A 25,405-nucleotide genomic window follows, 5' to 3' on the forward strand; every position below is an offset into this window, starting at 1 on the left:
CTGCGGGTCTCCTCTTTTTTCGTCTGCGAAATGTGTGTGACCGGTGCCTGGAGTGCGGTCATGAACGCGCGGTACGTGCCGATATCCTTTGCAGGCACCTGACGGGATCTTCACAGAACCGCGTTCGGGTTTGTCAGTCTGATACTGGGTCACCCCCTTTTTCTACGAGGAACAGCATGAACTTGCCCCTATGGCGTATGGCCGGTGTCGCTGTGCTCTGCCTGGCTGTGGGCGCGCCTGCGTATGCGGAAGGCCCGCAAGACCAATTGCGCGGCAGTTCCAATGGTGGCCAGCGTGGGCAGGGAGGGGGCAATGCCGGGCCTGGGCAGCCGCAAGGCGGTGGGCAGTACCGTCCGCCGCCGGGTGGCAATCAGGGTCAGTGGCAGGGGCGATCGCCGCAAGGCAATCAGGGCAATCAGGGCCAGTGGCAGGGACGACCCGGTGGCGGCAGCCAGAACCAGTGGCAGAATCAAAACCAGAACCAGAACCACTGGCAGGGCGATCGGCCGGAACAGGGTCGGCCCGAGGGCGGCCAGCAGAACAATCGACCGCCGATCATCGGCAAGCCTGACGCGGTGCGCCAGACCCAGGCGCCGCTGCGCGGCAGTTATCCGGACCTGCGTCGCGACAACGATCGGCGCTGGGAGGGCGGTCGAGACCGCTGGCCCGGCGAGCACGGTGGCGGCTGGGGCCCCGGCCCGCAGTACCGTCCGGGGCAGGTGATTGATCGCTTCCCCGGCCAGAATTATCGCGTGCCGTATCGGGGGCAGGATTATTACTACTCCGGTGGGTACTGGTATCGGCCGCAGGGTCCGCAATACGTGGTGATCGAGCCGCCGCGCGGCGTTCGGGTGCGCGTCTTGCCCGACTACGCCCAGCGCATGTGGATCGGTAGTTCGGTGTTCTTCGTCGCGGCCGGTACCTACTATCAATGGGCCGACAATACCCAGGAATACGTGGTGGTTAATCCCCCAGTGAATGCCAGCACCCCGCAACCAGCGCCGACCTTGACCAACTATGACGTCGCAGCCTATCCGGCCCAGGGCCAGAGTCCGCAGCAGATCGCTCAGGATCAATACGAGTGCAAGCGCTGGGCTGTCGAACAGAGCCGCTTCGACCCAGCCAGTGCTACCTATGCGCCGTCGCCGGAAGTGGTCAGCGTGTACCGGCAGAGCCTGGCCAATTGCTTCGCGTCACGTGGGTACACGGTGAATTGATCGGCCTTGCAGCGCTGCAATGGGGCACCGCGTTCTGGCTGACACATCGCATCCACCGCCGACGCGGCTCGCGCCGCTGCTACGGGGACTGCGTTTTGGCTGACATACCGCATCGGCCGCCGACGCGGCTTGCGCCGCTGCTACGGGGACTGCGTTTTGGCTGACATACCGCATCGGCCGCCGACGCGGCTTGCGCCGCTGCTACAGGTATCGCGTTTTGCCTGAGACACTGCATTCGCTGCCGACGCGGCTTGCGCCGCTGCTACAGGCATCGCGTTTTGTCGGCACGGGCATGCGTTTACGTGGTGCCGAGATCCCCTGTAGCAGCGGCGCGAGCCGCGTCCGGGGACACTGCGGTTTTGCAGGCTGACCGCGCTTCTCTCAAATGGGGTCTGCGTGAACCAGCACTTCGGCACGTGGATACCGGCTTTCAATGGCAACTTCCACGCTCTCGCAGATGCCATGGGCCTCGGCCAGCGACAGCTGCCCCGGCAACTCGAGATGCAACTGCACGAACCAATGATTGCCCGACATGCGCGTGCGCAGGTCATGGGCGCCAAGCACGCCCGGCACATCGCACGCCAGCGCCAGCATCTGTTCACTGACATCCACTGGCAACTCCTTGTCCATCAGAATCGCCGTGCTTTCGCGAGCGATCTGCACCGCGCTCCACAAGATGTACAGCGCAATGCCCAGGCCAAAGAAAGCATCCAGCTGCGGCCAACCGTAGCTGGCCAGGACCAGCGCTACTAAAATGCTGCCATTGAGCAGCAAGTCGGAACGGTAGTGCAGCGAGTCCGCCCGCACGGCGGTCGAACCGGTTTCGCGAACGACCTTGTATTGCAGGGCCAGCAGCGCCACGGTCAGCGCCAGCGAAAGAATCATCACCGCGATGCCCACCCCGGCCGCGCCCAGCGGCTGCGGGTCCTGCAGCTGTTTCCATGCCTGGTACCCGATCAACACCGCGCTAGAACCGATGAACAACGCCTGGGCCATCCCCGCCAGAGCCTCGGCCTTGCCGTGTCCATACCGATGATCGTCATCGGCCGGACGCAGCGCATAGTGCACCGCCAGCAGGTTGAGAAACGACGCCGCGCCATCCAGCACCGAATCGGTGAGCCCCGCCAGCAGACTCACCGAACCACTGAGCCACCAGGCAACGGCCTTGGCCACGATGAGAATGCTGGCGACCGCCAGTGACGCCCTTGTCGCCAGTCGGAGCAGGCGTGCGTGTTCCTTGCTGGTTGCCATTACAAATCCCTAGATGACCGGCTTCAAGCCATACATGGCCAGCTGTTCGACGCTGCCGGTGTGCTGGATCAGGCGCGGATCGTCGAGCGGCAAACTGCGGCCCAGCTCGGTTTCCAGGATGGCCTGCAGCTTCAGGTTATCGACCTTGCCGTCGCGATCAATCGCATGCTGCAGCTTTTCCGGCGCTACCTGCGCGGTCTTGCCGTCGTTGAGGTAGATCGCGCCGGTGGCGAAGTCCACACCGAAGGCAATCAGCCCAGGCAGCACATAGAAGAGGATGCCGATGGCGTCCAGCGCGGCCACCACAGGGTCGATACGCCCTTCGATCTGCCCGCGCCGATCCGGCCAGAACAGGGTGCCGCAGGCGGTCAGTTGGGTCACCAGGGCAGCGACAACGGCGCCGCCGATCAAACGTGAAGGAATACGCATGGCAATCTCCGCAAAATAGGCCGCAACGATACAAGCAAATGGTCAAGCCGAGTAGATGGACCTTGCTACCTGAGGGTCAGTTCGCTGACCTTGGCGTGCTATCCATACGTGCTCGGCGCCCGCACCTCGGAGCGGCGTTATACTTCGCTCCCGACCTGGAGCCTTCATGATCTCGCTACCCATCGACGCCGTCCTGCCTGCCCTGCGCCAAGCCCTGGCCGAGCGCCATGAAGCGGTGCTCGAAGCCCCGCCCGGCGCGGGCAAGACCACTCGCGTGCCTTTGGCGCTGCTGCACGAGCCTTGGCTGGCCGGGCAGACCATTCTCATGCTCGAACCGCGGCGCCTGGCCGCGCGGGCGGCGGCGGAGCGGCTGGCCAGTGAGTTGGGCGAACAGGTCGGCGAGACGGTCGGCTACCGCATTCGGCTGGACAGCAAGGTAGGTCCGAACACCCGTATCGAGGTCGTGACCGAGGGTATTCTTACCCGGCGCCTGCAGGATGATCCGGCCCTGGACGGGGTGGGGCTGGTGATCTTCGACGAGTACCACGAACGCAGTCTGGATGCCGACCTCGCGCTGGCCTTGAGCCTCAATGGCCGGGAGCTGCTGCGCGACGAGCCGCCGCTGAAGATCCTGCTGATGTCCGCCACCCTGGAAGGCGAGCGCCTGTCGGCATTGCTCGACGATGCCCTGGTGTTGCGCAGCGAGGGCCGCATGTACCCGGTGGATGTGCGCTGGGGGCGGCCGTGGCAGCCGGGTGAGTTCATCGAGCCACGAGTGGTGCAGACCTGCCTCGATGCCCTCGATGAACAGGCTGGCAGCCTGCTGGTGTTCCTGCCGGGGCAGGCCGAGATCCGCCGCGTGCATCAGCAGTTGGCCGAAGCCCTGGCTGGCGATGTAAATGTGCTGCTGTGCCCGCTGCATGGCGAGCTTGATCTCAATGCCCAGCGCGCCGCCATCGAGCCTGCGCCCGCCGGCAAGCGCAAGGTCGTGCTGGCGACCAACATTGCCGAAACCAGCCTGACCATCGATGGCGTGCGCGTAGTCATCGACGCCGGCCTGGCGAGGGTGCCGCGTTTCGACCCCGGCAGCGGCATGACCCGCCTGGATACCCAGCGCATCTCCCGCGCCAGTGCCACCCAGCGGGCCGGACGAGCAGGGCGCCTGGAGCCGGGCGTGTGTTATCGGTTGTGGTCCGAAGACCAGCACGCCCAGTTGGCGGCCTACGGCAGCCCGGAAATCCTCCAGGCCGACCTTGCCGGCCTGGCCCTGCAATTGTCACGCTGGGGTGTCGAGCCGGCTCAATTGACCTGGCTGGACCAGCCGCCCGGCGCGGCGTATGCGCAGGCGCAGGACCTGTTGCTGCGCCTCGGCGCGCGCCTGCCCGACGGCCGTCTCAGCCCCCATGGCCAAGCCATGGCGCAGCTGCCGGCGCACCCGCGCATCGCGCATCTGCTGTTGCGCGGCCACGCTTTGGGCCTCGGCGACATGGCCTGCGATGTCGCAGCATTGTTAGGTGAACGCGACATTTTGCGCGGTGCCGGTGCCGACCTGCACAGCCGCATTGTGTTGCTGTCCGGCGAGCAGAAGGCCCAGCGCCAGAGCCACGGCGCCGTGCAACGCATACGGCAGTTGTCCCGGCAGTACCGCGGCTACCTGCGTGGCAGGCCGGCGACGCCGGTCGAGAACCCTGCGCACCCGCGCTGGCTGGGCTGCCTGCTGGCCCTGGCCTACCCGGATCGCGTGGCGCAGCAGCGTCGCGAAGGCGGCGCCGAGTATCGCCTCGCCAACGGCCGCGCTGCCTTGTTCGGCGAGGTGGACGGCTTGATGAAACAGGCCTGGATCGTCATCGCCGATCTGGGCAGCCGCCAGGGACAGCGCGAAGAACGCATCTACCTGGCTGCCGAGTTCGATCCCGGGTTGTTCGATACGGTGCTGGCCGAACAGGTCAGCCGCGTCGATCACCTGGAATGGGACGAACGGGAAGGTGTGTTGCGCGCCGAACGCCAGCGCAAGGTCGGTGAACTGATCCTCAGCCGCGAACCGCTGCCAGGGTTGGGCGCCGACGCCCGCGCCACCGCGCTGCTCGGACTGGTGCGCCGCAAGGGCCTGGAGCTGCTGCCCTGGACCCCCGAGCTTCGCCAATGGCAGGCGCGGGTCGCGCTGCTGCGCGCGCTGGACACCCAGAACCCTTGGCCTGACGTCAGCGACGCGGCGTTGTTGCAGCAGCTGGAAAACTGGCTGCTGCCCTACCTGGGCAAGGTCACACGCCTCAGCCACTTCGGCCAGCTCGACCTGTCCTCCATCCTGCGCAACAGCTTGCCCTGGCCGCTGCCACAGAAACTCGACGAGCTGGCGCCAACCCACATCGCCGTGCCGTCAGGCTCTTCGGTACGCCTGGACTACAGCGAGCAACCGCCAATTCTCGCGGTGCGCCTGCAGGAGCTGTTCGGCCTGGCCGAAACACCGCGCATAGCCGGTGGGCGGCAGGCGGTGAAACTGCACCTGCTGTCGCCGGCGCGGCGGCCGGTGCAGGTGACCCAGGACCTGGCCAGTTTCTGGGCCAACACCTACGAGGAAGTGAAGAAGGATTTGAAGGGGCGGTATCCAAAGCATTATTGGCCGGATAACCCCCTGGTGGCCGAACCCACGGCGCGCATCAAACCCCGCAAGTAAAACCCCACCTACCACACCGCAATGTCATACGTCAGATACAGCCGATTGCTATCGCGCCCGCGCGCGGTGTCGGAGCGATAGACGTAGTTGCGCAGCTTCACCCCCAGGCCCTTCAAGGTGCCGGCCGGTACCACGTAGGCCAGTTCGATGTCGCGCTCCCACTCGTTCACGCCGGCAGGGCCCGACTTGCCGTCCGAGCCGCTGATGTAGCGGGTCATGAAGCTCAGGCCGGGTATCCCAAGCTGCTTGAAGTCGTAGCCGTAACTGGCGAGCCAGGTCTTTTCATCTTCTTCGATGAATTTGCCGATGCCGACGTTGCTGAACGAGTACACGGTAGCACCGTTGATGTAGGGCAAGCCGCCGTCGCCGTGCAGCTGCTGGTAGCCGGCGGCAACGGTGTGGCCCGCAATCGCGAAGCTCAGCTGACCGCTGAGCATGCCGTTGTCGATCTGTCCGGAATAGTGGTTGCCTTCGTCCCGGCTGAGGAAATACCGCAGGTCGCTGGTCAATGTGCCGGTGCCCAGCGGCAGGGTGTGCAGCAGGCCGAAGAAGTCCTGGCTGTAGAAGTCATCGAGCTGGCCGCGAAAGTAGCTGAGTCGCAGCTGCTTGTTCACCGTGTAGTCGGCGCCGGCATAGGTGAAGTCGCCACCTTCTCTGCCGGAATAGCCGTCGGGGATGATCGAACGGCTGTCGGTGGAGTCACGCAGCTTGAACTGATCGAGTTGGCCGGCGGTGAGCAGCCAGCCCTCGAAGTCCTTGCTGACGAGTTGAGTGCCTTGATAGGTCTGCGGCACCAGGCGTGCATCGTTGTAGACCAGTACCGGGGTCTTGGGCAGCAGGGTGCCATGCTTGACCACGGTTTGCGCGACGCGGGCCTTGGCGGTGAGGCCAAGGCTGGTCGACTCGTCGGCGGCGCGGCCATCGCTGTGCACGGGCAGCAGCCCTGTGCCGCTGCGGCCGCGACCGGAGTCGAGCTTGACGCCCAGCAGGCCCAGGGCATCGAAGCCCACGCCGACGGTGCCTGGGGTATAGCCGGATTGGAAGTCCAGCAGCACGCCCTGCGCCCATTCGGTTCGCTCGCTTTTGGCAGTGGCGGCGGCGCGCGGGCTCAGGCCGTTTTCATCGCGAAAGTTTTCGTTGAAGTACACGTTGCGAAGTTGCAGTTTCAAGGTGCTGTCTTCGATAAAACCTTGGGCCAGGGCCGAGCCTTGGAGCAATACGCTCAGGCACGGCAAGGCGAACCCGCCGATCAGGGTTGTACGCATCAGATGGACTCTCTTCTTGTTATGAATAGCGGGGGATCAGGTTCACGCGAACAAGGTGATCGCACCTGTCAGCAGTGCCAGGGCGGTCACTACCAGGGAGGTCAGCACCGCCCATTTGACGGTCGCCTTCTGAAAGTCGCCGATGTCGCGGTCGACCATGCCGACCAGCAATAACGTGGACGCCACCAGCGGGCTCATCAGGTGCACCGGTTGGCCAAGGATGGAAGCTCGGGCGATTTCCACGGGGGAGATGCCATAGGCGGCCGCAGCGTTGGCCAGGATGGGCACTACGCCGAAATAGTAGGCGTCGTTGGACAGCACGAAGGTCAACGGCATGCTGGTGACCGCAACCACCAGCGGAAACAGGTGACCCCAGGACGGCGGAATCATGTCGACCAGCGACTGTGCCAGGGCGTCGACCATCTTGGTGCCGCTGAAGATGCCCGCGAATACACCCGCTGCAAACACCAGCAGCACCACCGTCATGGCGTTGCCGGAATGGGCGAGGATGCGTTCTTTCTGGATGTCGAGTTGCGGGTAGTTGATCATCAGTGCCAGCACGAAGCCGATCAGAAACAGTACCGCCGAGTGAGCCAGGCCCATCACCAGCGCCACCATCACGCCGATCACCAGCAGCAGGTTGATCCAGACCAGCTTGGGCCGCTTGTACGGTTGATCGCCAAGGATCGCCTCGATATAGCATTCGCCGCCGCCGCTTTGCAGCTGCACGCTGCCGATGCGCTTGCGCTCGGCCCTGCCCAGCAGGTACGCCGTGAACACCACCCAGGCGGCGCCCCCGGCCATGGTCGGCAGCAACGGAATGAAATACTCGCTCGCGTCGATGCCCAGCACGGCGATGGCTCGGGTGGCAGGGCCACCCCAGGGCGACATGCCGCTCATGATGCCCAGCGCCAGCATCGCCACGGTGGCCAGGACCATCGGGTTCATGCCGATGCGCTTGTACAGGGGCAACATGGCCGCGCAGGTGATCATGTAGGTGGTGGTGCCGTCGCCATCCAGCGCAACGGTCAGCGACAACAGCGCGGTGCCGATGGCGATCTTCACCGGGTCGCCATTGACCTTCTTGAGGATCTTGCGAATCAGCGGGTCGAACAGGCCGGAGTCGATCATCAGGCCGAAGAATAGGATGGCGAACAGCAGCAGCGCGGCAGACGGCGCGACTACTTTCAGGCCATCGAGGATCATCTTGCCGGTGGATCCGCCGAACCCGCCAATGACGGCGAACACGATCGGCACCACGGTCAGTGCAACGATGGGCGACAAGCGTTTGGACATGATCAGATAGGTGAACACGACCACCATGGCTAAGCCTAACAGCGCCAGCATATGAGTTATCTCTTGTAGTTATTTGAGGAGTTGCGCTGATGCAGAAGCAGGTCGATCAGGGTGAAGCGGGTATTGCCTCAACCGGCCAGCCGGTGAGCATTGGGAACATGGACACTGCCTGAGAACAGCCTGCGCGCGGTTCTGACCACCGACGCCCGTACGATGCTGGCATTGTGCCCGACGTAGGACAGGCCGACTTCGATGGCGCCACTGGGGTGTTCGAGCTTCACAGTGGTCAGACGCTTCTCATGGCGCTGGCCGAGCATGCGTTCCAGCACCGTGCCGTCGGTGACACAGGCGGTCGCCAAGCCGATCGAACCGGTAATCGCCAGTGCCGTGTGGCAATTGTGCGGCATGAAGTAGCGCACCTGCAGCGTACCGCCGGCCTGGGCCGGGGCAACCAGAACAGGCTTGGGAATGACTTTGTCGGTGACGTCACCCAGCCCCATCAGTTGCCCGGCGCGCAGGCGAAGGGTTTCCAGTTTGTGCAGGAAGTCCTTGTCGGCGTCGAGTTCGGCCGGGCTTTCATTGCCGGTCTTGCCCAGCTGTGTCGCTTCGACGAGCATCATCGGCATGGCCATGTCGATACAGGTGACGGGCACGTCGCCCAGCCAGTCCACCGTGGCACCGGTGGGAAACAGCTTGCCGGTCTTGCTGCCGGCGGCATCGAGAAAGGTCAGCCCCACCGGGGCGGCCGTACCGGGTACACCGTCGATCGCGGTATCGCCTTCGTAGGTGACCTTGCCGTCGGGCGTGCACACATCGGCGCAGACGAACGTACCGGTATTGAGGTTGCGAATGCGTACCTGGGTCACGCCCGACTGCGCCTGGACCAGGCCTTGGTCGATGGCGAACGGGCCGACTGCGCAGAGCATGTTGCCGCAGTTGGGCGCGGTGTCCACGCGTCGTTGCGAAACCATCACCTGGACGAACAGGTAGTCCACGTCTGCGTCCGGGTGATCGGAGCGCGACACGATGGCCACCTTGCTGGTTTGAGGGCTGCCGCCACCAATGCCATCGATCTCGAGCTCATGCCCCGAGCCCATCGCGTCCAGCAGCATCTCGTCGCGCTCTTCGGATCTGACCGGTAAATCGGACGCCAGAAACACTGGCCCTTTGGAGGTCCCGCCACGCATCAGTACGCAAGGAATCAGTTGCATAAGTCACGACTCTGGTAATCAATGGACGTCATTGATGTATTGGAGTGAAGATTTACACAGCTTGAATTGCTAGATCCAATGCAAATATCGTAGCGATTATTCCATCAAACGAAATAAACAAGCGGCTGGAGCGTTCCGGCAGGGGAGAGCGAAATTCATGCAATATGAGCTGGTCGACATACGATCATTCGTGAAAATCGCCGAAGTGGGCAGTTTTCACGAGGCGGCGGATCAGCTGCACATTTCTCAGCCGGCACTGACCCGGCGTATCAAGAAGCTTGAAGAAGGTCTGGGCACATCACTGCTCGACCGGACCACTCGCCGAGTCAGCCTGACCAGCGTCGGGCGCGACTTCCTGCCCAAGGCACGGCGCCTGCTCGACGATTTCGAAGACTCCATTCTCAACATCAAGGAGTTGGCCGAGCGGCAGGTAGGGCAGGTGACGTTGGCGTGCATTCCCACGGCGGCGTTCTATTTCCTGCCTTCGGTCATTCGTATCTACAACCAGCAATACCCGCAGATTCGCATCAGGCTTCTGGACCTCAGTGCCAACGAGGGGCTGGAGGCCGTTCTGCGTGGCGAGGCGGATTTCGGTATCAACATGATGAGCGGCCAGCATCCGGACATCGAGTTCCATGCCCTGGTCAAGGAGCCGTTCGTGCTGGCTTGCCGGCGCGATCATGAGCTGGCGAGCCGCAAGTCGGTGAAGTGGACCGAACTGGCGGGCCATCAACTGATCGGGGTCGGCAGGCTGAGCGGCAATCGCATGCTGCTCGACAACGCCCTGGCAGGCTTGCCCTGGCGCTTGAAATGGTTCTACGAGGTGCAGCATCTGTCCACGTCGCTGGGCTTGGTGGAGGCCGGCTTGGGTATTTCAGTGATGCCCAGCCTGGCCATGCCGGCCGGGGAGCATCCCACCCTGGTGAGCGTACCGCTGATCGAACCGGTCGTGGACCGAACCCTGGGCCTGGTCACGCGACGGGGCAGCTCGCTGTCGCCCGCCGCCGAGAAGTTCGTCGCGATCTTGCTGGAGCAGTGGCCGCAATAAACACCTCGGCATGGGCAGCCCCGACAGAGCTAGAACTGGTACTTCACCAACAAACTCGCGGTGTCTTGGTCGGTGGTGAAAGAGCCGTCATCCTTGATGCCATATTTGTCGGACCAGTAATCGTATTCCACGCCGACATACAGATGCTTTGCCTCATAACCCAGGCTTTTGCCAAGGTCATATTTGATCTGCGGGTTGAAATGCAGGTTGGCGTGGTAGTCGGACTGGTTGTTGCCATGGCCGCTCTTGTTGTTCACCACCCAGTCGATGAAGCCATCGATCAACAGGTTCGAGTTGCCCAGCGGCAGGGTGTAGGACCAGGCCGGAGTGATCTGCCAGGCGCCTGACGGGACGCGGTTGCCATCGGGTTTGCGGTAGTAGAAGTTCAACTGGAAATAGTCGAAGCCGGGAATGGCCAGATCGAAGCCCGGACCTATCAGGTAAGCGTCTACGTCGTCATCGCCGAACTCGTAGGTGGTGGCCAGCAGTATGTCTTTCACCGGCCCGAACGACAGGTCCTGGCCCAGCAGCTTGCCGGCGCTGAAGCGCGGGCTGAACTCGCCATACAAACTGTAATTGCCGTTGCCGGACCGGGCGCCGTTGTACCAACTGTTGTCGACGAAGGCGAACAGATCGCCCCACGTCCATGCGCTGGCATGTTCCAGTGTAATGGTTTGCTGGATGGCCGGATCGACGTTGTAATTCTTGCCATACAAATACGACACACTTTCGCCATGCCATAACAGTGGTCCTTGTGCATGAACGCTGCCTGCTCCCAGCAGACCCAACATGCACAGTGATGCTCCCCAAGCGTTTTTCATGTTTTACCCATCAATCAATGTTTTATTCAGAGCGCACCGGTATTGGTTGGACGCATGTCCAGGACCGGGCGCCGTATTGGTGGGCAGACCACGCAGTTCGATAGCTGAACCTGCACAACGCGCAGGGGTGTAGCGCAATGGCGTCTTGAAAACCGAAACCGGTTGTACGACGCTTCTTGTTCAATCGCGGTCAATCGCGAAGGGTCCCCAGGCTTGGCGCACGGGGACCATTTCCAGGCGGTTGATATTGATGTGGGCGGGCAGTGTGGCGACGTGGAAAATCTGCTCGGCGATATCGTCCGCCGTCAGTGGGGTCGTACCTTGATACACCTGGCCTGCAGCCTTTTCGTCGCCCTGGGTGCGCACCAGGGTGAATTCGGTTTCGGCGATGCCGGGGGCCACGTCGGTGACGCGTACGCCCGTGCTGAGCAAATCGCAGCGCAGGTTATAGGAAAACTGTTTGACGAACGCCTTGCTCGCGCCATACACGTGACTGCCGGGATAGGGGCATGCACCGGCGATCGAGCCAATGTTGATGATGCTGGCGCCGGCGCCGGTTTCCAACAGCGCCGGCAGGACCGCGTGGGTAACGTTGACCAGGCCGGTGACGTTGGTGTCGATCATGGTGTGCCAGTCGTCGAGGCTGGCCTGCTGCGCCGGCACGGGTGCCAGGGCCAGGCCGGCATTGTTGATCAGCGCCGTCACGCGCTGGAAAGCCTCGGGCAAGCCGGTGACCACTGCGGCGACGGCCGCGGCATCGCGCACATCCATGGCGGCGACATGCACCGGCACGCGCGCACCCAGTTCGTCCTGCAGGGCATGCAGGCGCTCCAGGCGCCGCCCGGTGAGAATCAGCGACCAACCCGCCCGGGCAAAACGACGGGCCGTTGCCCGGCCGAAACCGGACGTCGCGCCGGTGATGAAAACAGTACCGCTCATGTTGAAACCTCGACAGGTGAAAATCGGTCAACGTCGCTCTTCGCGAACATAGGGCTCACCCAGCGCGCCGGGCTGGCTGGCGCCCGCACGCTTGCTGGCGGCAACCCAGACCATGACCGCCAGGGTCACGGCATAGGGCGTCATCAGCATGAAATATTGCGGCAGTTGCACCCCGGCGGCGGCCAGTTGCGGAATCAATGCCTCGATGCTGCCGAACAGCAGGGCACCGGCGAAGGCGCGCCAGGGCGACCAGCGGGCGAAGATCACCAGCGCAATGGCGATCCAGCCACGGCCGCCGGTCATGTCGGCGATCCACATCTTGGTACTGAGCACGGCGATGAACCCACCGGCCAACCCCATCAGCGCACTGCCGGCCAGAATCGCGGCCAGTCGATAGCGCAGCACTGGCAGGCCCGCGGCATCGGCAGCCTGGGGGTTCTCGCCAACGGCCCGCAGCTTCAGCCCCGTGCGCGTTCGATTCAGAAACCAGACCACCGCGACAAAGATCAGCACGGTCAGGAACACCATCGGGTTCTGCCTGAACAGACCGCCGACCACGGGGAGCTCGCTCAATGGCCAGAGCTCCACGGCCTGCAAACCGCTGACCGGGCGATTAGTCCAGCCCAGCAGGGTGCCGAGCAACCCGGTCAGGCCCTGGCAGAAAAACACCAGGGCCAGGCCGGCGATCACTTGGTTGATGCGCAGCACCAGCACCATCAGCGCGAACAGCAGCGAGACCGCACTGGCGGCAAGCATGGCGGCGAGCATCGACAGCCCCGGCAGGCCGAGCGTCAACTGCATGCCGATGCCTGCCAGGGCGCCGACCAGCATCATGCCTTCGGCACCCAGGGCCAGCACGCCTGCGCGCTCGATGATGATCAAGCCCAGCGCCGCGAGGGCGAAGGGCACGGCAAATTCCGGAACGCTGCCCAGCCAGTAAGTCACCAGATCCATCACTGTTCTCCTGCCTGGATGCGCCGCAAACGGTGGCGTATGAAGAAGTCCGACGAGGCCACGCAGATCACCAGGATGGCCTGGATCAGCTGCACCATCGAAAAGGGCACCTGGTAGAACACCTGCAGGTTGCGCCCGGCGACGAACAGCATCGCCACCAGGAGCGCGACCACGGCGGCCGCGAACGGGTTGTTGCGGGCCAGGAACGCAATGAGGATTCCGGAGAAGCCGTAGCCCTGGTAGAACGACTGGGTCAGCCGACCTTCCTGGCCCGCGCTGACGATGAAGCCTGCCACCCCGGCCAGAGCGCCGGAGAGCAACACGGTGCTGAGGATCATCCGCCGTACGGGGACGCCGACCGCGCTGGCGACCTTGGGGTTGGCATCGACGAAGCGCAGGTACAGTCCGGCGCGCGATACGCTGATGAACCACACGGCCATGGCCATGATGACCAGGGCGATGACGATCGCCACGTTGTAGCCGGCGAACAGGTCCGGCAGGCGTTCGAACGGCTGGAAGGCCGGTGAGTAGGGGAAGTTGTCCCGCGGGTCTTTCCAACTGCCGTAGAGCAGGTGCAGCAGAAAGTTGGCGGCGATGTAGTTGAGCATCAGGGTCGAAATCACTTCGTTGACCTTCAGGCGCAACTTCAGCAGAACCGGAGCCAGGGTCCAGAGCATCGCGCAGACGATGGCGGAAGCCATCATCAACGGCAGGCGCAATGCTTCGGGGCCGATCTGGAAGATCGAGACGGCCGCCGCGCCAATGCCACCCCAGATCATCTGGCCTTCCAGGCCCAGGTTCCAGAACCTGGCGCGGAATGCCAGGCAGCCAGCCATGCCGACCAGGATCATCGGCGCCGCCTGGAACAGCACGGCCTTGAAGTTGCCGGCATCGAGCAGCGTCTGCCCGACGAACTCTTCCAGCAGTTGATCGGCCGGCACGCCCGCTGCCACCAGAATGGCTGTGCTCAAAGCCAGGCCGACGATCACCGCGAGGCCGATCACCAGGGCTTGGCCGCTCCAGCCCATCTGCTGGCGCAGCTCCAGGGTGTAGCGTCTGCCGAGCAGGGGTTGGCGTGGCGCCTTGGCCAGCGGTTGGGAGAGTTCAGTCATGGCTTACCATCGCTTTGCCAATGGCCTGGCGGTCTGCCGGGCAGTCGAATTCGGCGACGATGCGGCCGCCATTCATCACACCGATGCGATCGGCCAAGGCCATGACCTCGTCAAGGTCTTCGCTGATCACCAGCACGGCGGCCCCGGCGTCACGCGCGGCGCGCAGGCGTGCATGCACCGCCTGGCTTGCGCGCACGTCCAGGCCACGGCTGGGGCTATGCACCAGGATCAGCCGCGGATCACGGCTGAACTCGCGTGCGATCACCAGCTTCTGGGCGTTGCCGCCCGACAGCAGCGCCGCTTTCTGCTGCAGCGAGCGCACACCCTGCACATCGAAATCGGCCACGGCCTGGGCGGCATCTTCCAGCAGGCGTTGGCCGCGCAAGCGCAGGAAGGAGCCGTAGCGCCCATCGTGCAATTGGCCGATGGCGAAGTTCTCCGCGACCGAGAGCGAGCCGGCCAGCGCGGCGCCGTATCGATCAGCAGGGATGGCAGCGATACGCAGGGCCCGACGCTGTGCCGCGCTGGCGTTGCGCAGGTCGCCGAAGGGCTGCAGATGGATATCCCCTTCGGTGGGCTGTTCAAGGCCCATCAGGGCATTGGCCAACTCGCCCTGGCCATTGCCACCGACGCCGGCAATGCCGTAGATCTGCCCGGCACAGAGCGTCAGGTCGACGCCTCGCAGCGCGCCGGTGCCCGCCACGCTGGTGAGGTTCCTGACCCGCAGCAGCGGCTCGCCAGGCGTTGCCGGCAGGGCCGCGCCGTGGGGCGTCGACTCGCCCACCGTCAAGCGCACCAGTTCTTCGATGCTGACGCCCTGTGGGTCCAGGGTTTTTATCGTGCGACCGCCGCGCATGACCGTGACCCGGTCGGCGTAGCGTTTCACATCGGCCATTTTGTGCGTGACCAGCACCACGGCGGCGCCCTGGCGGGCAAAGGACTGCACGGTGCTCAACAAGCGCTCTGCTTCCTGGTCGGTGAGCACGGCGGTCGGCTCATCGAGAATCAGGATGCGCGCCCCGGCCAGCAGCACCTTGAGGATCTCCACGCGTTGCTGCTCGGCCACCGACAGGGTGTCTACCACTTGGCGCGGATCGAGGACGAAGCCCAGTTCCTCGGCCTTGCTGGCGATGGTCTGCTCAAGCGCTGCAAGCCGCTTGCGATAGCTGCCTTCGCCCGGTTGCTCGGGCAGGGCCAGCAGGATGTTCTGCGCCACGGTGAAGGGGCGCACCAGTTTGAAGTGCTGGTGAACCATGCCGATGCGGTGCCTGCTGGCATCCTTCGGGCTGTTCAGCCGCACGCTGTTATCGTCGATCAGCACGCTGCCGGTTTCCGGTGCGTACAGGCCTGCGGCAATGTTCATCAGGGACGACTTGCCTGCGCCGTTCTCGCCGAGCAGGGCATGCACCTCGCCCCAGCGTGCGCTGAAGTCGGCTTCGCTGAGCGCCTTGAAACCGTCGAACGATTTGCTGATACCGGTGAGTTGAAGCGCATTGGCCTGGCTCATTTCTGGGTCATCACGCCTTTGACGAACCAGTCCATTTTCCACAGGTCCGGATCGCTCATGACCTGGTCCGCAGCAAGCCGCTGTTGGCCATCGCGGTCGGCCATGGGGCCTTTGTAGAGGGTTTTTGTGCCTGCCAGCAGTTCAGCTCGGGCCGCTTCGATCTTCGCCCGATTCTCGGGGCTGATCGCGGCGTCCTTGGTCAGGCTGATATCGGTGCCGCCCTGCTGCATCGACAGCAACGCGCCGTTGGCCTCGGGTACCCAGTTGCCCGCCATGATTTTCTTGATTTCAGGCGTCAGGAAGCGATCCCACACCCACATCGACGAGCACACCGTGGCTTTGGGCGCGAACTCGCTCAGGTCCCGATGATGACCGGTGCCATGAATACCGCGCTCTTGCGCCACGATCTGCGGAGTAGGGCTGTCGACATGCTGGCCGATCACGTCGATGCCGTTGTCGATCAGCGCCATGGTCGCGGCGCGCTCCTTCACCGGGTCGTTCCACGCACCGGTGTAGATGACGGTGACCGTGGCGGCGGGATTGATTTGCTGAGCGCCCAGTTCGTACGCGTTGATGGTCCAGTTGACCTGGCCGAAGGGGTTGGCGGCAACGAAGCCCAGCTTGCCTGACTTCGACGCCGCCCCAGCCGCCATGCCGCACAGGTATTGGCTTTCGTAGGTGCGGCCGTAGAAGGATTCGAGGTTGGCGGCGTTGGTGGTGCCCGAACCATTGAGGAAGGCTACCTCGGGGTATTTCTTCGCCAGCGCCAGGAAGGTGTCGGAGTAGCCGAATGCGGTGCCGATGATGATGTTGGCGCCGCGCGCGATCAGCCGGTCGACCACGGGGGTGACGGCCGCAGCGTTTTCAGGGACGCTTTCGACGTACTGGATTTTCTGATCCAGGCTTTTTTCCAGCTTGAGGCGAGCTTCGTCGAAAGCCTGGGTCCAGCCACCGTCGTTGCGCGGGCTGATGTAGACCATGGCGATCTTGGCCGGGCCCTTGAGGGTCAGGCCCTCGGCGTATGCCGCACTCCCTGTCCCGTAGGCCGAAGCGGCGAGCAGCATTCCTGGCAGCAGTGTCTTGAGCATGAGGCGCCTTCCTGAAATATGAGCGTGGGGCAGCAGGGCGCTGCCAGGGCCAGGAATCTGCCCTTGGCCGCCCGAAGCTCGAAAGCAGCATCCGTGCCATATCAGAAAAACGCTTGTTTAACAGTTGCTTGAGTTATTCATCAAGCTTAATTCAGAGCAGTTGGTCCGAAGTAGAGCACTTGGTTTGTGCGCCCGGCACGATTACGGGGCGCTCAGCTGGCTCGGGGACGCACGCCATCGAGTATCAACCCGCGCAACCCCACCAGGACCTCTTCGAAGAACACCGGATCGTGCAAGGTCTTGCCGGTCACTGCCTCCACCTGGGTGCGGAAGTCGGCGTAGTGCTGGGTGGTTGCCCACAGCGAAAAGATGAAGTGGTGCGGGTTGACCGGCGCCAGTTGGCCCGTCGCGATCCAGTGCTCGATCACCGCGACCTTGGTGTCGACGGTTTCGCGCAGGGGCTGCTGCAGTTCACTGAGCATCAGCGGGGCGCCCTGCATGATCTCCATGCAGAACAGGCGCGATTCCGCTGCGTGATCCCGGGACAGTTCGAGCTTGGCTTTTATATAGGCACCGATGGCCTCTACCGGGTTCTTGTCGGCAGTGAAGTACTGCAGGGGGCTCAGCCAGACCTCCAGCAACTGCCTGAGCACGCTCAGGTAAAGGTCGTCCTTGCTGGAAAAGTAGTACAGCAGATTGGTCTTGGACACGTCGGCCCGGGTGGCTACCTGATCAAGACTGCTGCCGTGCAGGCCATAGCGCGAGAACACATCCAGTGCGGCGCCCAGTATCGCGGTGCGCTTGCTTTCCATCAGTTGCAGCCGGCGCTTGAGTGCCGCGGCGCTGGGCTCTCGGGTCGCCTTGACCGCAGGCTTGGGCTTGACGTTGCGCGCGCGCTTGGCACGGGGCTCGTTGGCGGGTGGCTGTTCTTTCACGCGACTGGAACCTGCAGCTGGATGTAGGCGGCCATGATAACGGGCGAATGTCTGCCGACGATACAGGCAGGGCAGCGGCGTGCATCGTTTTGCACCGGCAGCCGGAAAAGCGCACAAACCAAGTGCTCTACTTCGGACCAATTGGTCCACCAATACGCCTGTTTAATTCATAAGTTTATGAAAAGCATAGCTTAATCAAACCTGGCCCGATCCCTGCTAAGTACCCTTTCATGCGCAACCTGTCCGGTGCGTAACGCTCATTACTCAGAGAGGGACCCACATGGATATCGGTGTTTTCACTCCTATTGGCAACAACGGCTGGCTGATTTCCGAAAACGCGCCGCAGTACCTGCCCACCTTCGAATTGAACAAGCAGATCGTGCAGAAGGCCGAGCACTATGGCTTCGACTTTGCGCTGTCGATGATCAAACTGCGCGGCTTCGGCGGCAAGACCGAGTTCTGGGAACACAACATGGAGTCGTTCACGCTGATGGCTGGCCTGGCCGCCGTGACCAGCAAGATCCAGTTGTTCGCCACCGTAGCCACCTTGACCATTCCGCCGGCCATCACCGCACGCATGGCGGCAACCATCGACTCGATTTCCAATGGCCGCTTCGGCGTCAATCTGGTCACCGGCTGGCAGAAACCGGAGTACGAACAGATGGGCCTGTGGCCCGGCGACGAGTTCTTCGGTACCCGCTACCAGTACCTGGGCGAATACGCGCAGGTACTGCGCGATCTGTGGAGTACCGGGCGCAGCGACTTCAAGGGTGAACATTTCACCATGCAGGACTGCCGTGTCAGCCCGCGTCCGCAGGCCGACATGAAGCTGATCTGCGCCGGCCAGAGCGAAGCGGGCATGGCCTTCTCGGCGCAATACGCCGACTACAACTTCTGCTTCGGCAAAGGCGTCAACACCCCGACCGCGTTCGCCCCCACCGCCCAGGCGCTGGTCGAGGCCAACAAGAAGACCGGGCGCCACGTGACCTCCTGCGTGCTGTTCATGATCATCGCCGCCGACAGCGACGAGGCGGCCCGCGCGCGCTGGGAGCACATCAAGGCCGGTGCCGACCAGGAAGCCATTGCCTGGCTGGGCGAGAAGGGCTCGGCAGACAAAAGTGCCAGCTCCAACCTGCGGCAGATGGCCGACCCCACCTCGGCGGTCAACATCAACATGGGCACCCTGGTCGGCTCGTGGGCCAATGTGGCGCGCATGCTCGACGAAGTCGCCAGCGTGCCGGGCACCCAGGGCGTGATGCTGACGTTCGACGATTTCGTGCAAGGCATCGAAGACTTCGGGCAAAAGATACAGCCGCTGATGAGCAGCCGTCGCCACGTGCTGCGCACCTTGGAGGCCGTGTGATGAATACGCCCGTGAACGTTTCCGGCGTGTCCCTGCCGCTGGACCCGCACCCCGCCCGTGAACTGCCCGCCCGCCCTGAAGCGCTGCGCATGAAAGCCAGCGAAACCGCGCTGGTGGTGGTCGACATGCAGAACGCCTACGCCACGCTGGGTGGCTACCTGGACCTGGCCGGCTTCGATGTGTCGAGCACGGGGCCGGTGATCGCCGCCATTCAGCGATCCATTTCGGCAGCCCGCGCCGCTGGCATCCCGGTGATTTTCTTCCAGAACGGCTGGGACCCGTCCTACGTCGAGGCCGGCGGGCCCGGCTCGCCCAACTGGCACAAGTCCAATGCGCTGAAAACGATGCGCAAGCGCCCCGAACTGCAAGGCCAGCTGCTGGCCAAGGGCGGTTGGGACTATGCCCTGGTCGACGAGCTCAAGCCCCAGCCGGGCGACATCGTGGTTGCCAAGACCCGCTACAGCGGCTTCTTCAACTCCACCTTCGACAGCACGCTGCGCGCGCGCGGCATCCGCAACCTGGTGTTCACCGGCATTGCCACCAACGTGTGCGTCGAGTCGACCCTGCGCGACGGCTTCCATCTGGAGTACTTCGGCGTGGTGCTGGCCGATGCCACCCATCAGGCGGGCCCCGCATTCGCTCAGCAAGCCGCGTTGTTCAACATCGAAACCTTCTTCGGCTGGGTCTCCAGCGTCGATGACTTCTGCACCACCTTCGCCCCTGTCGGGCAACCCTCCTGAGGACGCACAGATGACCAAGCAATCGATTATCCCTGCAGGCACCGGCAAGCCCCTGGCGCCGTTCGTTCCGGGTTCGCTGGCCGATGGCGTGCTGTACGTCTCGGGCACCCTGCCGTTCGACAAGGACAACAACGTGGTGCACGTCGGTGACGCGGCAGCGCAGACCCGTCACGTGCTGGAGACCATCAAGGGTGTGGTGGAAACGGCCGGCGGTACCCTGGATGACGTGACCTTCAACATGATCATGATCCGCGACTGGGCCGACTACCCCAAGGTCAACGAGGTGTACGCCGAGTACTTCGCCGGCGAGAAACCTGCGCGTTATTGCATCCAGTGCGGTCTGGTCAAGCCCGATGCGCTGATCGAAATCGCCAGCATCGCTCACGTCGGCTGACGCTCAATCCGGAGGTTTCCATGTATCACTCCATTCAAGGTCGCCAGGACCCCAGCGCGCCTACTTTGCTGCTCAGTTCCGGTCTCGGCGGCTCGGCCGGGTTCTGGGCCGGTGATCTGGCGCTGCTCGGCGAGCATTTCCGGGTCGTGACCTACGATCACGCCGGCACCGGGCGCAGCCCTGCGCAACTGCCCGAAGGCTACTGCATCGCGCACATGGCCGAAGAGCTGCTGGCACTGCTCGATGAACTCGACATCGAACAGTGCCATTTCATGGGCCATGCCCTGGGTGGACTGGTTGGGCTGGAACTGGCAGCGATGTGCCCGGAGCGGTTGAGCAGCCTGGTGCTGATCAACGCCTGGAGCAGCCCCAATCCGCACAGCGCCCGTTGTTTTGCGGTACGCAAGAACCTGCTGCGCCACTGCGGCGCGCAGGCTTACGTACAAGCGCAGGCGTTGTTTCTGTATCCCGCCGACTGGATCGCCAGCAACGGCGCGCGTCTGGCCGAAGACGAGGCCCATGCTCTGGCCCACTTTCCCAGCCATGACAACCTGCTGCGGCGGATCAACGCGCTGGAAACCTTCGACATCGAATCGCGGCTGCAAGGCATTCACACGCCCACGCTGCTGATCGCCAACAGGGATGACATGCTGGTGCCGTGGCAGCGTTCCCGGCACCTGGCCGATCGGCTGCCCAATGCCACGCTGGTGGTACTCGAATACGGCGGGCACGCGTCAAGCGTCAGCGACCCGCAACCCTTCCATCATGCTGTGCTGGACTACTTTCAAGGACTCTCACTATGACCGTGCCTCATTCGCTTCCCGTCGAGCGTCAAGCCTTTCGTGACGCCATGGCCGGCCTGGCCGCCGCCGTGAACGTCATCACCACCGACGGCCCCCATGGGCGCGCGGGTTTCACTGCCACGGCGGTGTGCAGCGTGACCGACCAGCCGCCGACGCTGCTGGTGTGCATCAATCGCACTGCATCGGTGTACGAGTCGTTCACAGGCAACGGCACGGTGTGCGTCAACACCCTGGGCAATGGCCAGCAAGCCTTGTCCAACGCCTTTGGCGGCAAGACGCCCCAGGCGCAGCGCTTCGAGGGTGGCTGCTGGAGCCAGGGGGTCACCGGTGCGCCGATACTGGAAGGTGCCAAGCTGTCTTTCGACTGCAAGATCACCAGCAGTACCAGCGTCGGTACCCACGACATTCTGGTGTGCGAAGTACTGGATATCCGCCAGCAGGACGAAGCCGATGTGCTGGTCTACTTCGCTCGGCGTTACCACGAGCTGGCCGGCACCCAGGCCAGCGCCTGAACGCAGTGGTCAGTCAGGCTTGCTCATCAACATGAACAGGCGAAACAACACCACGCTGGGCAGCAGTTGCAGGAAGCTGTTGACGCTGTCCACCAGCAGCCGCACCAGCGTGGGCTGGGTGTCGGTCCAGGCCATTGCGCTCAGGCCGTCGAGCAGCCACAGCGGGATCATGATCGCCAGCAGGGTGAACAGGATCGGCCAGAACTTGCCCTTGGTCATGTCGAAGCTTTCGCGCATGGCCTGCAAGGGGGTGATGTTGCGCAGCACCAGCAGGTATTCCGAGAACGACAGCTTGATCATCAGGTACAGGCCCGGCAGCACGAACAGCCACATGCCGAACATGATTAGCAGTGTGCTGAGGGCAGCCATCAGGGCGAAGCGTGGCCACAGGTGCAAGGCCTTGCCCAGCAGGTGCCGACCCTGCGGCTCGTAGCCGTCGGTGCGGGCGTCGAGAAACAGGATCAGTGCGGCGGTGTACAGCGGGTAGAACAGCAAGCCCACCGCCACGTCGTACATGACGGTGGCGTCGGGGCCACTGGCGCGCGCCACCAGTTCGCGCGCCAGGGCCTCGCAGACCACCAGCGGCAGGCACAGGCGCAGAATCGCCCACAGGTTGATGCGGAAGAAATAGAACGAGTCGCGCAATACGATCAGCGGGTTCATGGGGCCGGGTCACAGGTCAAAAAGCAGGTCGACACTTTAGCCGATGGTGGCGCTTTTCAACACCCGGCCCGCAGGCTGCGAACGGCGGCAACGGGGGAGGGTGAACAAAGTTTAATCGCGGCCGGTCATTGAAAGGCGGGGCGCCAGCCCCATCATTGAAGCAGAACCGACGCACTGTGCGCCGGCTGTACCCATTTTGTGGGCAATCGAGCGAGGTCGCCATGAACACTGATGAACAAAGCTTGATCGACGGTCTGTTCACCCGCCTCCAGCAGGCCGAAAAAGATGGCAGTGCGCGTGATGCGCAGGCTGACGAACGCATCAAGGGGCATGTGGCCGCCCAGCCGGCCGCGCCTTATTACATGGCGCAGGCGATCCTGGTCCAGGAAGCGGCGATCAAGCGCCTGAGCGAGCAGAACCAGCAGCTGCAGACCGAATTGCAACAGGCGCGCAGCCAATCGGCAGCACCGGCGCAGCAGGGCGGTGGTGGTTTCCTGTCGAGCATTTTCGGTGGCGGCACTCGCGATGCACAGCAGCCTGCGCGGGCAGTGCAGCCGCAGGGCAATGGCTGGCGCGAGCCGGCCCGCCAGGCGCCGGCGTACCAGCCACCGCCACAGCAGAACTACGCCGCCCCAGGTGCTCAGGCGCCGGCCGCAGGTGGCGGTTTCATGCGCGGCGCCCTGCAGACGGCCGCGGGTGTGGCCGGTGGTGTGATGCTGGCGCAGGGCATCAGCAGTCTGTTTCATCACGACAATCCGCAGGAGGTCGTCGAGGTGATCAAGGAAGAGCCCGCCCAGGCCAGCGACGGCGGTGGCTGGAACGAAAGCGGCGATGCCCAACAGGTCAGCAATGACAGCTGGAATGAACAGGGTGGTTTGGCGGATGCCGGTTATGACAGCGGCGATGACGGCGGCTTCATGTCCGAGGATGATGATTTCGTGTAAAGGCTGAGGGCCTCTTCGCGAGCCCTATGCCCGCGAAGAGGCCGGCACAGTCACCCCCATCCTTGCCTCAACACTGGCATACTGGCTATCCAGAAGCTCAGGCGCCCAGCGCGACGAGGAAGTGCGGTGAAGAAGATCGCGGTGTTCGCCGATGTACAGAACCTTTACTACACCGTGCGCCAGGCCTACGGCTGCCATTTCAATTACGCCGCGCTGTGGGCCGACATCGGCCAGCGTGGGCAGATCGTCGAAGCCTATGCCTACGCCATCGACCGTGGCGACAGCAAGCAGCAGCAATTCCAGCAGATCCTGCGCAACCTCGGCTTCACGGTCAAACTCAAGCCCTATATCCAGCGCAGCGATGGCTCGGCCAAGGGCGACTGGGACGTGGGCATCACCATTGATATCATGGACGCCGCCGACCACGTCGACGAAATCGTGCTTGCCTCGGGCGACGGCGACTTCGACCTGCTGCTCGACCGCATCATCGGCAAGCACGGCGTCGAGGCCGTGGCCTATGGAGTTCCAGGCCTGACCGCCAATTCACTGATCCGCGCCGCCACCCGCTACGTGCCCATCGAAGGCGCGTTGCTGCTGAAGAACTGAGGTTTCACCGCTTTGGAACGCATTGCTGTCATCGACTTCGAAACCACTGGCATCTCGCCGAACATGGGCTGTCGCGCCACGGAAATCGCCGTGGTCATGCTCGAGCGCGGCGAAATCGTCGGGCGCTACCAGAGCCTGATGAACGCCGGCCTGCCCGTGCCTGGCTTCGTTGCCAGCCTCACCGGCATCACCACGGCCATGGTACGCAAGGCCCCACCGGCCGCCGAGGTCATGGCCGAAGTGGCCGAGTTCGTCGGCAGCACGCCGTTGCTTGCGCACAATGCTTCCTTCGACCAGAAGTTCTGGGACCACGAGCTGAGCCTGCTGCGCCGGGCACGGGTGCAGAGTTTCGCCTGCTCGATGTTGATGGCCCGGCGCCTGTTCCCTGGCGCGCCGAATCACAAGCTGGGCACCTTGACCCAGTGGGCGAAACTGCCACACACCGGCCAGGCTCACCGGGCCATGGCCGACGCCGAGATGGCCGCCAACCTGACCCAGCACCTGGCGCTGGAACTGCGCGAACGCCACGGGCTGGCCGAGGTGTCCCATGGGTTGTTCTGCACGCTGCAGAAAGTGCCGATGGCGAAGATGCGCGAGGTGTTGCAGAAGTATCGGATGGGCTAGGGCTGGAGGGCCTCTTCGCGGGTAGAGGGGAGTGCCGCCCGCGCCGTTCCCATCAGGAAAGAATAAAAACACACCATGGATGACCTTTGAAATGCCTGCCAAGTCCCGCTTCCCCCTGCTGCTCATCGGCGCTTTTCTGGCCCTGTACTTCGTCTGGGGCTCGACGTACCTGTTCATCCGTATCGGCGTCGAGTCCTGGCCACCGTTGCTGATGGCCGGGGTGCGCTTTCTCATCGCCGGAACCCTGCTGTACAGCTTCCTGCGCCTGCGCGGGGCGCCCAACCCCAGCTGGCCGCAATGGCGCGCAGCCGGGTGCGTGGGCATCCTGCTGCTCAGTTGCGGCAATGGTGGGGTCACGGTCGCCGAGCACGCCGGGGTGTCCTCCGGCGTGGCGGCGCTGGCCGTGGCCACCGTGCCGCTGTTCACCCTGTTCTTCGGCCTGTTTCGCGGCCAGCGCAATACTCGTCTGGAGTGGGCCGGCATCGTCCTCGGGCTGATCGGCATTGGTCTGCTCAACCTGGGCTCCAACCTGCAGGCCAGCCCGCTGGGCGCCGCCTTGCTGATTTTCGCGGCGGCCGCCTGGGCCTTTGGCTCGGTATGGAGCCGCAGCCTGCCATTGCCCCAGGGCGCCATGGCAGCAGCGGCGGAAATGCTCATCGGCGGCGCGGTGCTGCTGCTCGGCAGCCTGATTTCCGGCGAGCGCCTGCAGCAATGGCCGACCGCCGCCGGCTGGGGCGCGCTGGCCTACCTGGTGTTCTTCGGTTCGATCGTGGCCTTCAGTGCCTATATGTACCTGCTCAAGCACGTGCGTCCGGCAGCCGCCACCAGTTATGCATACGTCAACCCGGCAGTGGCCGTGCTGCTGGGCATTCTCTTCGCCGGCGAGCACATCGGCGTCGAGGAGTGCGTGGCGATGGCGGTGATCATCGGTGCGGTGGTGTTGATCGGGGTGCCGCAATGGCGCAAGGCGAAAGCGCTGCCGACAGGGTAAACTGCCGGCCATTGCGAA

Annotated in this window: 25 protein-coding genes; 12 read left to right on the plus strand and 13 right to left on the minus strand. The window is 63.7% G+C overall.

What is annotated here, in order from left to right:
* The first annotated feature begins 176 nt into the window (after positions 1-176).
* Positions 177-1,217, plus strand: a complete 1,041-nt coding sequence (locus tag IFT80_RS12835; RefSeq protein ID WP_192137670.1) for a DUF6515 family protein — start codon at positions 177-179, stop codon at positions 1,215-1,217.
* Between the two features lie 381 nt (positions 1,218-1,598).
* On the opposite strand, the gene IFT80_RS12840 is transcribed toward IFT80_RS12835, so the two are convergent.
* Positions 1,599-2,468, minus strand: a complete 870-nt coding sequence (locus IFT80_RS12840) for a cation diffusion facilitator family transporter (RefSeq protein ID WP_122475480.1) — start codon at positions 2,466-2,468, stop codon at positions 1,599-1,601.
* Between the two features lie 9 nt (positions 2,469-2,477).
* Positions 2,478-2,897 (minus strand): polyribonucleotide nucleotidyltransferase, encoded by a 420-nt coding sequence (locus IFT80_RS12845; protein ID WP_192058461.1) that lies wholly within the window; start codon positions 2,895-2,897, stop codon positions 2,478-2,480.
* A 166-nt stretch (positions 2,898-3,063) separates the two neighbouring features.
* On the opposite strand from IFT80_RS12845, the gene hrpB reads away from it, so the two are divergent.
* Entirely contained in the window at positions 3,064-5,571 is a 2,508-nt protein-coding gene (gene hrpB, locus IFT80_RS12850) for an ATP-dependent helicase HrpB (protein ID WP_192137671.1), read from the plus strand.
* A gap of 8 nt (positions 5,572-5,579) precedes the next feature.
* Here hrpB and IFT80_RS12855 read toward each other — a convergent pair whose 3' ends face one another.
* From IFT80_RS12855 to IFT80_RS12865, 3 genes are all read right to left on the minus strand, one after another.
* On the minus strand, positions 5,580-6,836 hold the full coding sequence (locus tag IFT80_RS12855; RefSeq protein WP_192137672.1) for an OprD family porin: 1,257 nt from the start codon (positions 6,834-6,836) through the stop codon (positions 5,580-5,582).
* Positions 6,837-6,878: 42 nt separating this feature from the next.
* Positions 6,879-8,183: a CitMHS family transporter gene (locus IFT80_RS12860; protein WP_192054825.1), complete on the minus strand. Its 1,305-nt coding sequence runs from the start codon at positions 8,181-8,183 to the stop codon at positions 6,879-6,881.
* 77 nt (positions 8,184-8,260) lie between these two features.
* A complete protein-coding gene (locus IFT80_RS12865) occupies positions 8,261-9,343 on the minus strand; it encodes a 4-oxalomesaconate tautomerase (protein ID WP_192137673.1) in 1,083 nt (360 codons plus the stop codon).
* Positions 9,344-9,500: 157 nt separating this feature from the next.
* On the opposite strand from IFT80_RS12865, the gene IFT80_RS12870 reads away from it, so the two are divergent.
* Positions 9,501-10,391: a LysR family transcriptional regulator gene (locus IFT80_RS12870; RefSeq protein ID WP_043192710.1), complete on the plus strand. Its 891-nt coding sequence runs from the start codon at positions 9,501-9,503 to the stop codon at positions 10,389-10,391.
* 29 nt (positions 10,392-10,420) lie between these two features.
* Here IFT80_RS12870 and IFT80_RS12875 read toward each other — a convergent pair whose 3' ends face one another.
* The 7 genes from IFT80_RS12875 to rutR form a co-directional block, all read right to left on the minus strand.
* Positions 10,421-11,212 carry an outer membrane protein OmpK gene (locus IFT80_RS12875; RefSeq protein WP_185795160.1) on the minus strand — a complete coding sequence of 264 codons (792 nt, stop codon included), beginning with the start codon at positions 11,210-11,212 and terminating at the stop codon, positions 10,421-10,423.
* A gap of 180 nt (positions 11,213-11,392) precedes the next feature.
* Positions 11,393-12,151, minus strand: a complete 759-nt coding sequence (locus tag IFT80_RS12880) for an SDR family NAD(P)-dependent oxidoreductase (protein WP_122475465.1) — start codon at positions 12,149-12,151, stop codon at positions 11,393-11,395.
* A gap of 27 nt (positions 12,152-12,178) precedes the next feature.
* On the minus strand, positions 12,179-13,105 hold the full coding sequence (locus tag IFT80_RS12885) for an ABC transporter permease (RefSeq protein ID WP_192102686.1): 927 nt from the start codon (positions 13,103-13,105) through the stop codon (positions 12,179-12,181).
* Entirely contained in the window at positions 13,105-14,217 is a 1,113-nt protein-coding gene (locus tag IFT80_RS12890) for an ABC transporter permease (protein ID WP_192137674.1), read from the minus strand. The genes IFT80_RS12885 and IFT80_RS12890 overlap by 1 nt, the downstream gene beginning before the upstream one ends.
* Positions 14,210-15,724: an ABC transporter ATP-binding protein gene (locus IFT80_RS12895; protein ID WP_192137675.1), complete on the minus strand. Its 1,515-nt coding sequence runs from the start codon at positions 15,722-15,724 to the stop codon at positions 14,210-14,212. The genes IFT80_RS12890 and IFT80_RS12895 overlap by 8 nt, the downstream gene beginning before the upstream one ends.
* Entirely contained in the window at positions 15,721-16,812 is a 1,092-nt protein-coding gene (locus IFT80_RS12900) for a BMP family ABC transporter substrate-binding protein (protein WP_192137676.1), read from the minus strand. The genes IFT80_RS12895 and IFT80_RS12900 overlap by 4 nt, the downstream gene beginning before the upstream one ends.
* Before the next feature lie 212 nt (positions 16,813-17,024).
* A complete protein-coding gene (gene rutR / locus IFT80_RS12905; RefSeq protein WP_192058478.1) occupies positions 17,025-17,747 on the minus strand; it encodes an HTH-type transcriptional regulator RutR in 723 nt (240 codons plus the stop codon).
* Positions 17,748-18,027: 280 nt separating this feature from the next.
* Between rutR and rutA the strand changes: the two genes are divergently transcribed.
* The 5 genes from rutA to rutF are packed head-to-tail and all read left to right on the plus strand — an operon-like array spanning position 18,028 to position 21,559.
* Positions 18,028-19,110: a pyrimidine utilization protein A gene (rutA, locus tag IFT80_RS12910; RefSeq protein WP_122475453.1), complete on the plus strand. Its 1,083-nt coding sequence runs from the start codon at positions 18,028-18,030 to the stop codon at positions 19,108-19,110.
* Complete coding sequence (gene rutB, locus IFT80_RS12915) at positions 19,110-19,850, plus strand: pyrimidine utilization protein B (protein WP_192054816.1); 741 nt, start codon at positions 19,110-19,112, stop codon at positions 19,848-19,850. Before rutA ends, rutB begins: the two co-directional genes overlap by 1 nt.
* Before the next feature lie 10 nt (positions 19,851-19,860).
* Positions 19,861-20,244 (plus strand): pyrimidine utilization protein C, encoded by a 384-nt coding sequence (gene rutC, locus IFT80_RS12920; protein WP_122475450.1) that lies wholly within the window; start codon positions 19,861-19,863, stop codon positions 20,242-20,244.
* Positions 20,245-20,264: 20 nt separating this feature from the next.
* A complete protein-coding gene (gene rutD, locus IFT80_RS12925; RefSeq protein WP_192137677.1) occupies positions 20,265-21,047 on the plus strand; it encodes a pyrimidine utilization protein D in 783 nt (260 codons plus the stop codon).
* On the plus strand, positions 21,044-21,559 hold the full coding sequence (gene rutF, locus IFT80_RS12930; protein WP_192054811.1) for an NADH-dependent FMN reductase RutF: 516 nt from the start codon (positions 21,044-21,046) through the stop codon (positions 21,557-21,559). The genes rutD and rutF overlap by 4 nt, the downstream gene beginning before the upstream one ends.
* A gap of 9 nt (positions 21,560-21,568) precedes the next feature.
* Here rutF and IFT80_RS12935 read toward each other — a convergent pair whose 3' ends face one another.
* Positions 21,569-22,222: a YciC family protein gene (locus IFT80_RS12935; protein WP_122475444.1), complete on the minus strand. Its 654-nt coding sequence runs from the start codon at positions 22,220-22,222 to the stop codon at positions 21,569-21,571.
* A gap of 221 nt (positions 22,223-22,443) precedes the next feature.
* On the opposite strand from IFT80_RS12935, the gene IFT80_RS12940 reads away from it, so the two are divergent.
* The 4 genes from IFT80_RS12940 (at position 22,444) to yedA (ending at position 25,387) form a co-directional block, all read left to right on the plus strand.
* Entirely contained in the window at positions 22,444-23,166 is a 723-nt protein-coding gene (locus IFT80_RS12940; RefSeq protein ID WP_185795168.1) for a DUF2076 domain-containing protein, read from the plus strand.
* A 126-nt stretch (positions 23,167-23,292) separates the two neighbouring features.
* Positions 23,293-23,772 (plus strand): LabA-like NYN domain-containing protein, encoded by a 480-nt coding sequence (locus IFT80_RS12945; protein ID WP_043192734.1) that lies wholly within the window; start codon positions 23,293-23,295, stop codon positions 23,770-23,772.
* Between the two features lie 12 nt (positions 23,773-23,784).
* Entirely contained in the window at positions 23,785-24,396 is a 612-nt protein-coding gene (locus tag IFT80_RS12950) for a 3'-5' exonuclease (RefSeq protein ID WP_185795169.1), read from the plus strand.
* 91 nt (positions 24,397-24,487) lie between these two features.
* Entirely contained in the window at positions 24,488-25,387 is a 900-nt protein-coding gene (yedA, locus tag IFT80_RS12955; protein ID WP_192054804.1) for a drug/metabolite exporter YedA, read from the plus strand.
* The last annotated feature ends 18 nt before the right edge of the window (positions 25,388-25,405 follow it).

It is taken from the genome of Pseudomonas sp. CFBP 8771, from assembly GCF_014841695.1.
Classification (GTDB): domain Bacteria; phylum Pseudomonadota; class Gammaproteobacteria; order Pseudomonadales; family Pseudomonadaceae; genus Aquipseudomonas; species Aquipseudomonas baltica.

What these genes read in the sequence shown, in the direction of transcription:
- IFT80_RS12840 (WP_122475480.1), bottom strand. Translation starts at nt 2,468, where the DNA reads ATGGCAACCAGCAAGGAACACGCACGCCTGCTCCGACTGGCGACAAGG.
- rutD (WP_192137677.1), top strand. Translation starts at nt 20,265, where the DNA reads ATGTATCACTCCATTCAAGGTCGCCAGGACCCCAGCGCGCCTACTTTG.
- hrpB (WP_192137671.1), top strand. Translation starts at nt 3,064, where the DNA reads ATGATCTCGCTACCCATCGACGCCGTCCTGCCTGCCCTGCGCCAAGCC.
- IFT80_RS12895 (WP_192137675.1), bottom strand. Translation starts at nt 15,724, where the DNA reads ATGAGCCAGGCCAATGCGCTTCAACTCACCGGTATCAGCAAATCGTTC.
- IFT80_RS12880 (WP_122475465.1), bottom strand. Translation starts at nt 12,151, where the DNA reads ATGAGCGGTACTGTTTTCATCACCGGCGCGACGTCCGGTTTCGGCCGG.
- IFT80_RS12935 (WP_122475444.1), bottom strand. Translation starts at nt 22,222, where the DNA reads ATGAACCCGCTGATCGTATTGCGCGACTCGTTCTATTTCTTCCGCATC.
- IFT80_RS12900 (WP_192137676.1), bottom strand. Translation starts at nt 16,812, where the DNA reads ATGCTCAAGACACTGCTGCCAGGAATGCTGCTCGCCGCTTCGGCCTAC.
- IFT80_RS12835 (WP_192137670.1), top strand. Translation starts at nt 177, where the DNA reads ATGAACTTGCCCCTATGGCGTATGGCCGGTGTCGCTGTGCTCTGCCTG.
- IFT80_RS12865 (WP_192137673.1), bottom strand. Translation starts at nt 9,343, where the DNA reads ATGCAACTGATTCCTTGCGTACTGATGCGTGGCGGGACCTCCAAAGGG.
- IFT80_RS12940 (WP_185795168.1), top strand. Translation starts at nt 22,444, where the DNA reads ATGAACACTGATGAACAAAGCTTGATCGACGGTCTGTTCACCCGCCTC.
- IFT80_RS12890 (WP_192137674.1), bottom strand. Translation starts at nt 14,217, where the DNA reads ATGACTGAACTCTCCCAACCGCTGGCCAAGGCGCCACGCCAACCCCTG.
- rutC (WP_122475450.1), top strand. Translation starts at nt 19,861, where the DNA reads ATGACCAAGCAATCGATTATCCCTGCAGGCACCGGCAAGCCCCTGGCG.
- IFT80_RS12855 (WP_192137672.1), bottom strand. Translation starts at nt 6,836, where the DNA reads ATGCGTACAACCCTGATCGGCGGGTTCGCCTTGCCGTGCCTGAGCGTA.
- IFT80_RS12860 (WP_192054825.1), bottom strand. Translation starts at nt 8,183, where the DNA reads ATGCTGGCGCTGTTAGGCTTAGCCATGGTGGTCGTGTTCACCTATCTG.
- rutA (WP_122475453.1), top strand. Translation starts at nt 18,028, where the DNA reads ATGGATATCGGTGTTTTCACTCCTATTGGCAACAACGGCTGGCTGATT.
- IFT80_RS12885 (WP_192102686.1), bottom strand. Translation starts at nt 13,105, where the DNA reads ATGGATCTGGTGACTTACTGGCTGGGCAGCGTTCCGGAATTTGCCGTG.
- yedA (WP_192054804.1), top strand. Translation starts at nt 24,488, where the DNA reads ATGCCTGCCAAGTCCCGCTTCCCCCTGCTGCTCATCGGCGCTTTTCTG.
- rutB (WP_192054816.1), top strand. Translation starts at nt 19,110, where the DNA reads ATGAATACGCCCGTGAACGTTTCCGGCGTGTCCCTGCCGCTGGACCCG.
- IFT80_RS12875 (WP_185795160.1), bottom strand. Translation starts at nt 11,212, where the DNA reads ATGAAAAACGCTTGGGGAGCATCACTGTGCATGTTGGGTCTGCTGGGA.
- IFT80_RS12870 (WP_043192710.1), top strand. Translation starts at nt 9,501, where the DNA reads ATGCAATATGAGCTGGTCGACATACGATCATTCGTGAAAATCGCCGAA.
- rutF (WP_192054811.1), top strand. Translation starts at nt 21,044, where the DNA reads ATGACCGTGCCTCATTCGCTTCCCGTCGAGCGTCAAGCCTTTCGTGAC.
- IFT80_RS12845 (WP_192058461.1), bottom strand. Translation starts at nt 2,897, where the DNA reads ATGCGTATTCCTTCACGTTTGATCGGCGGCGCCGTTGTCGCTGCCCTG.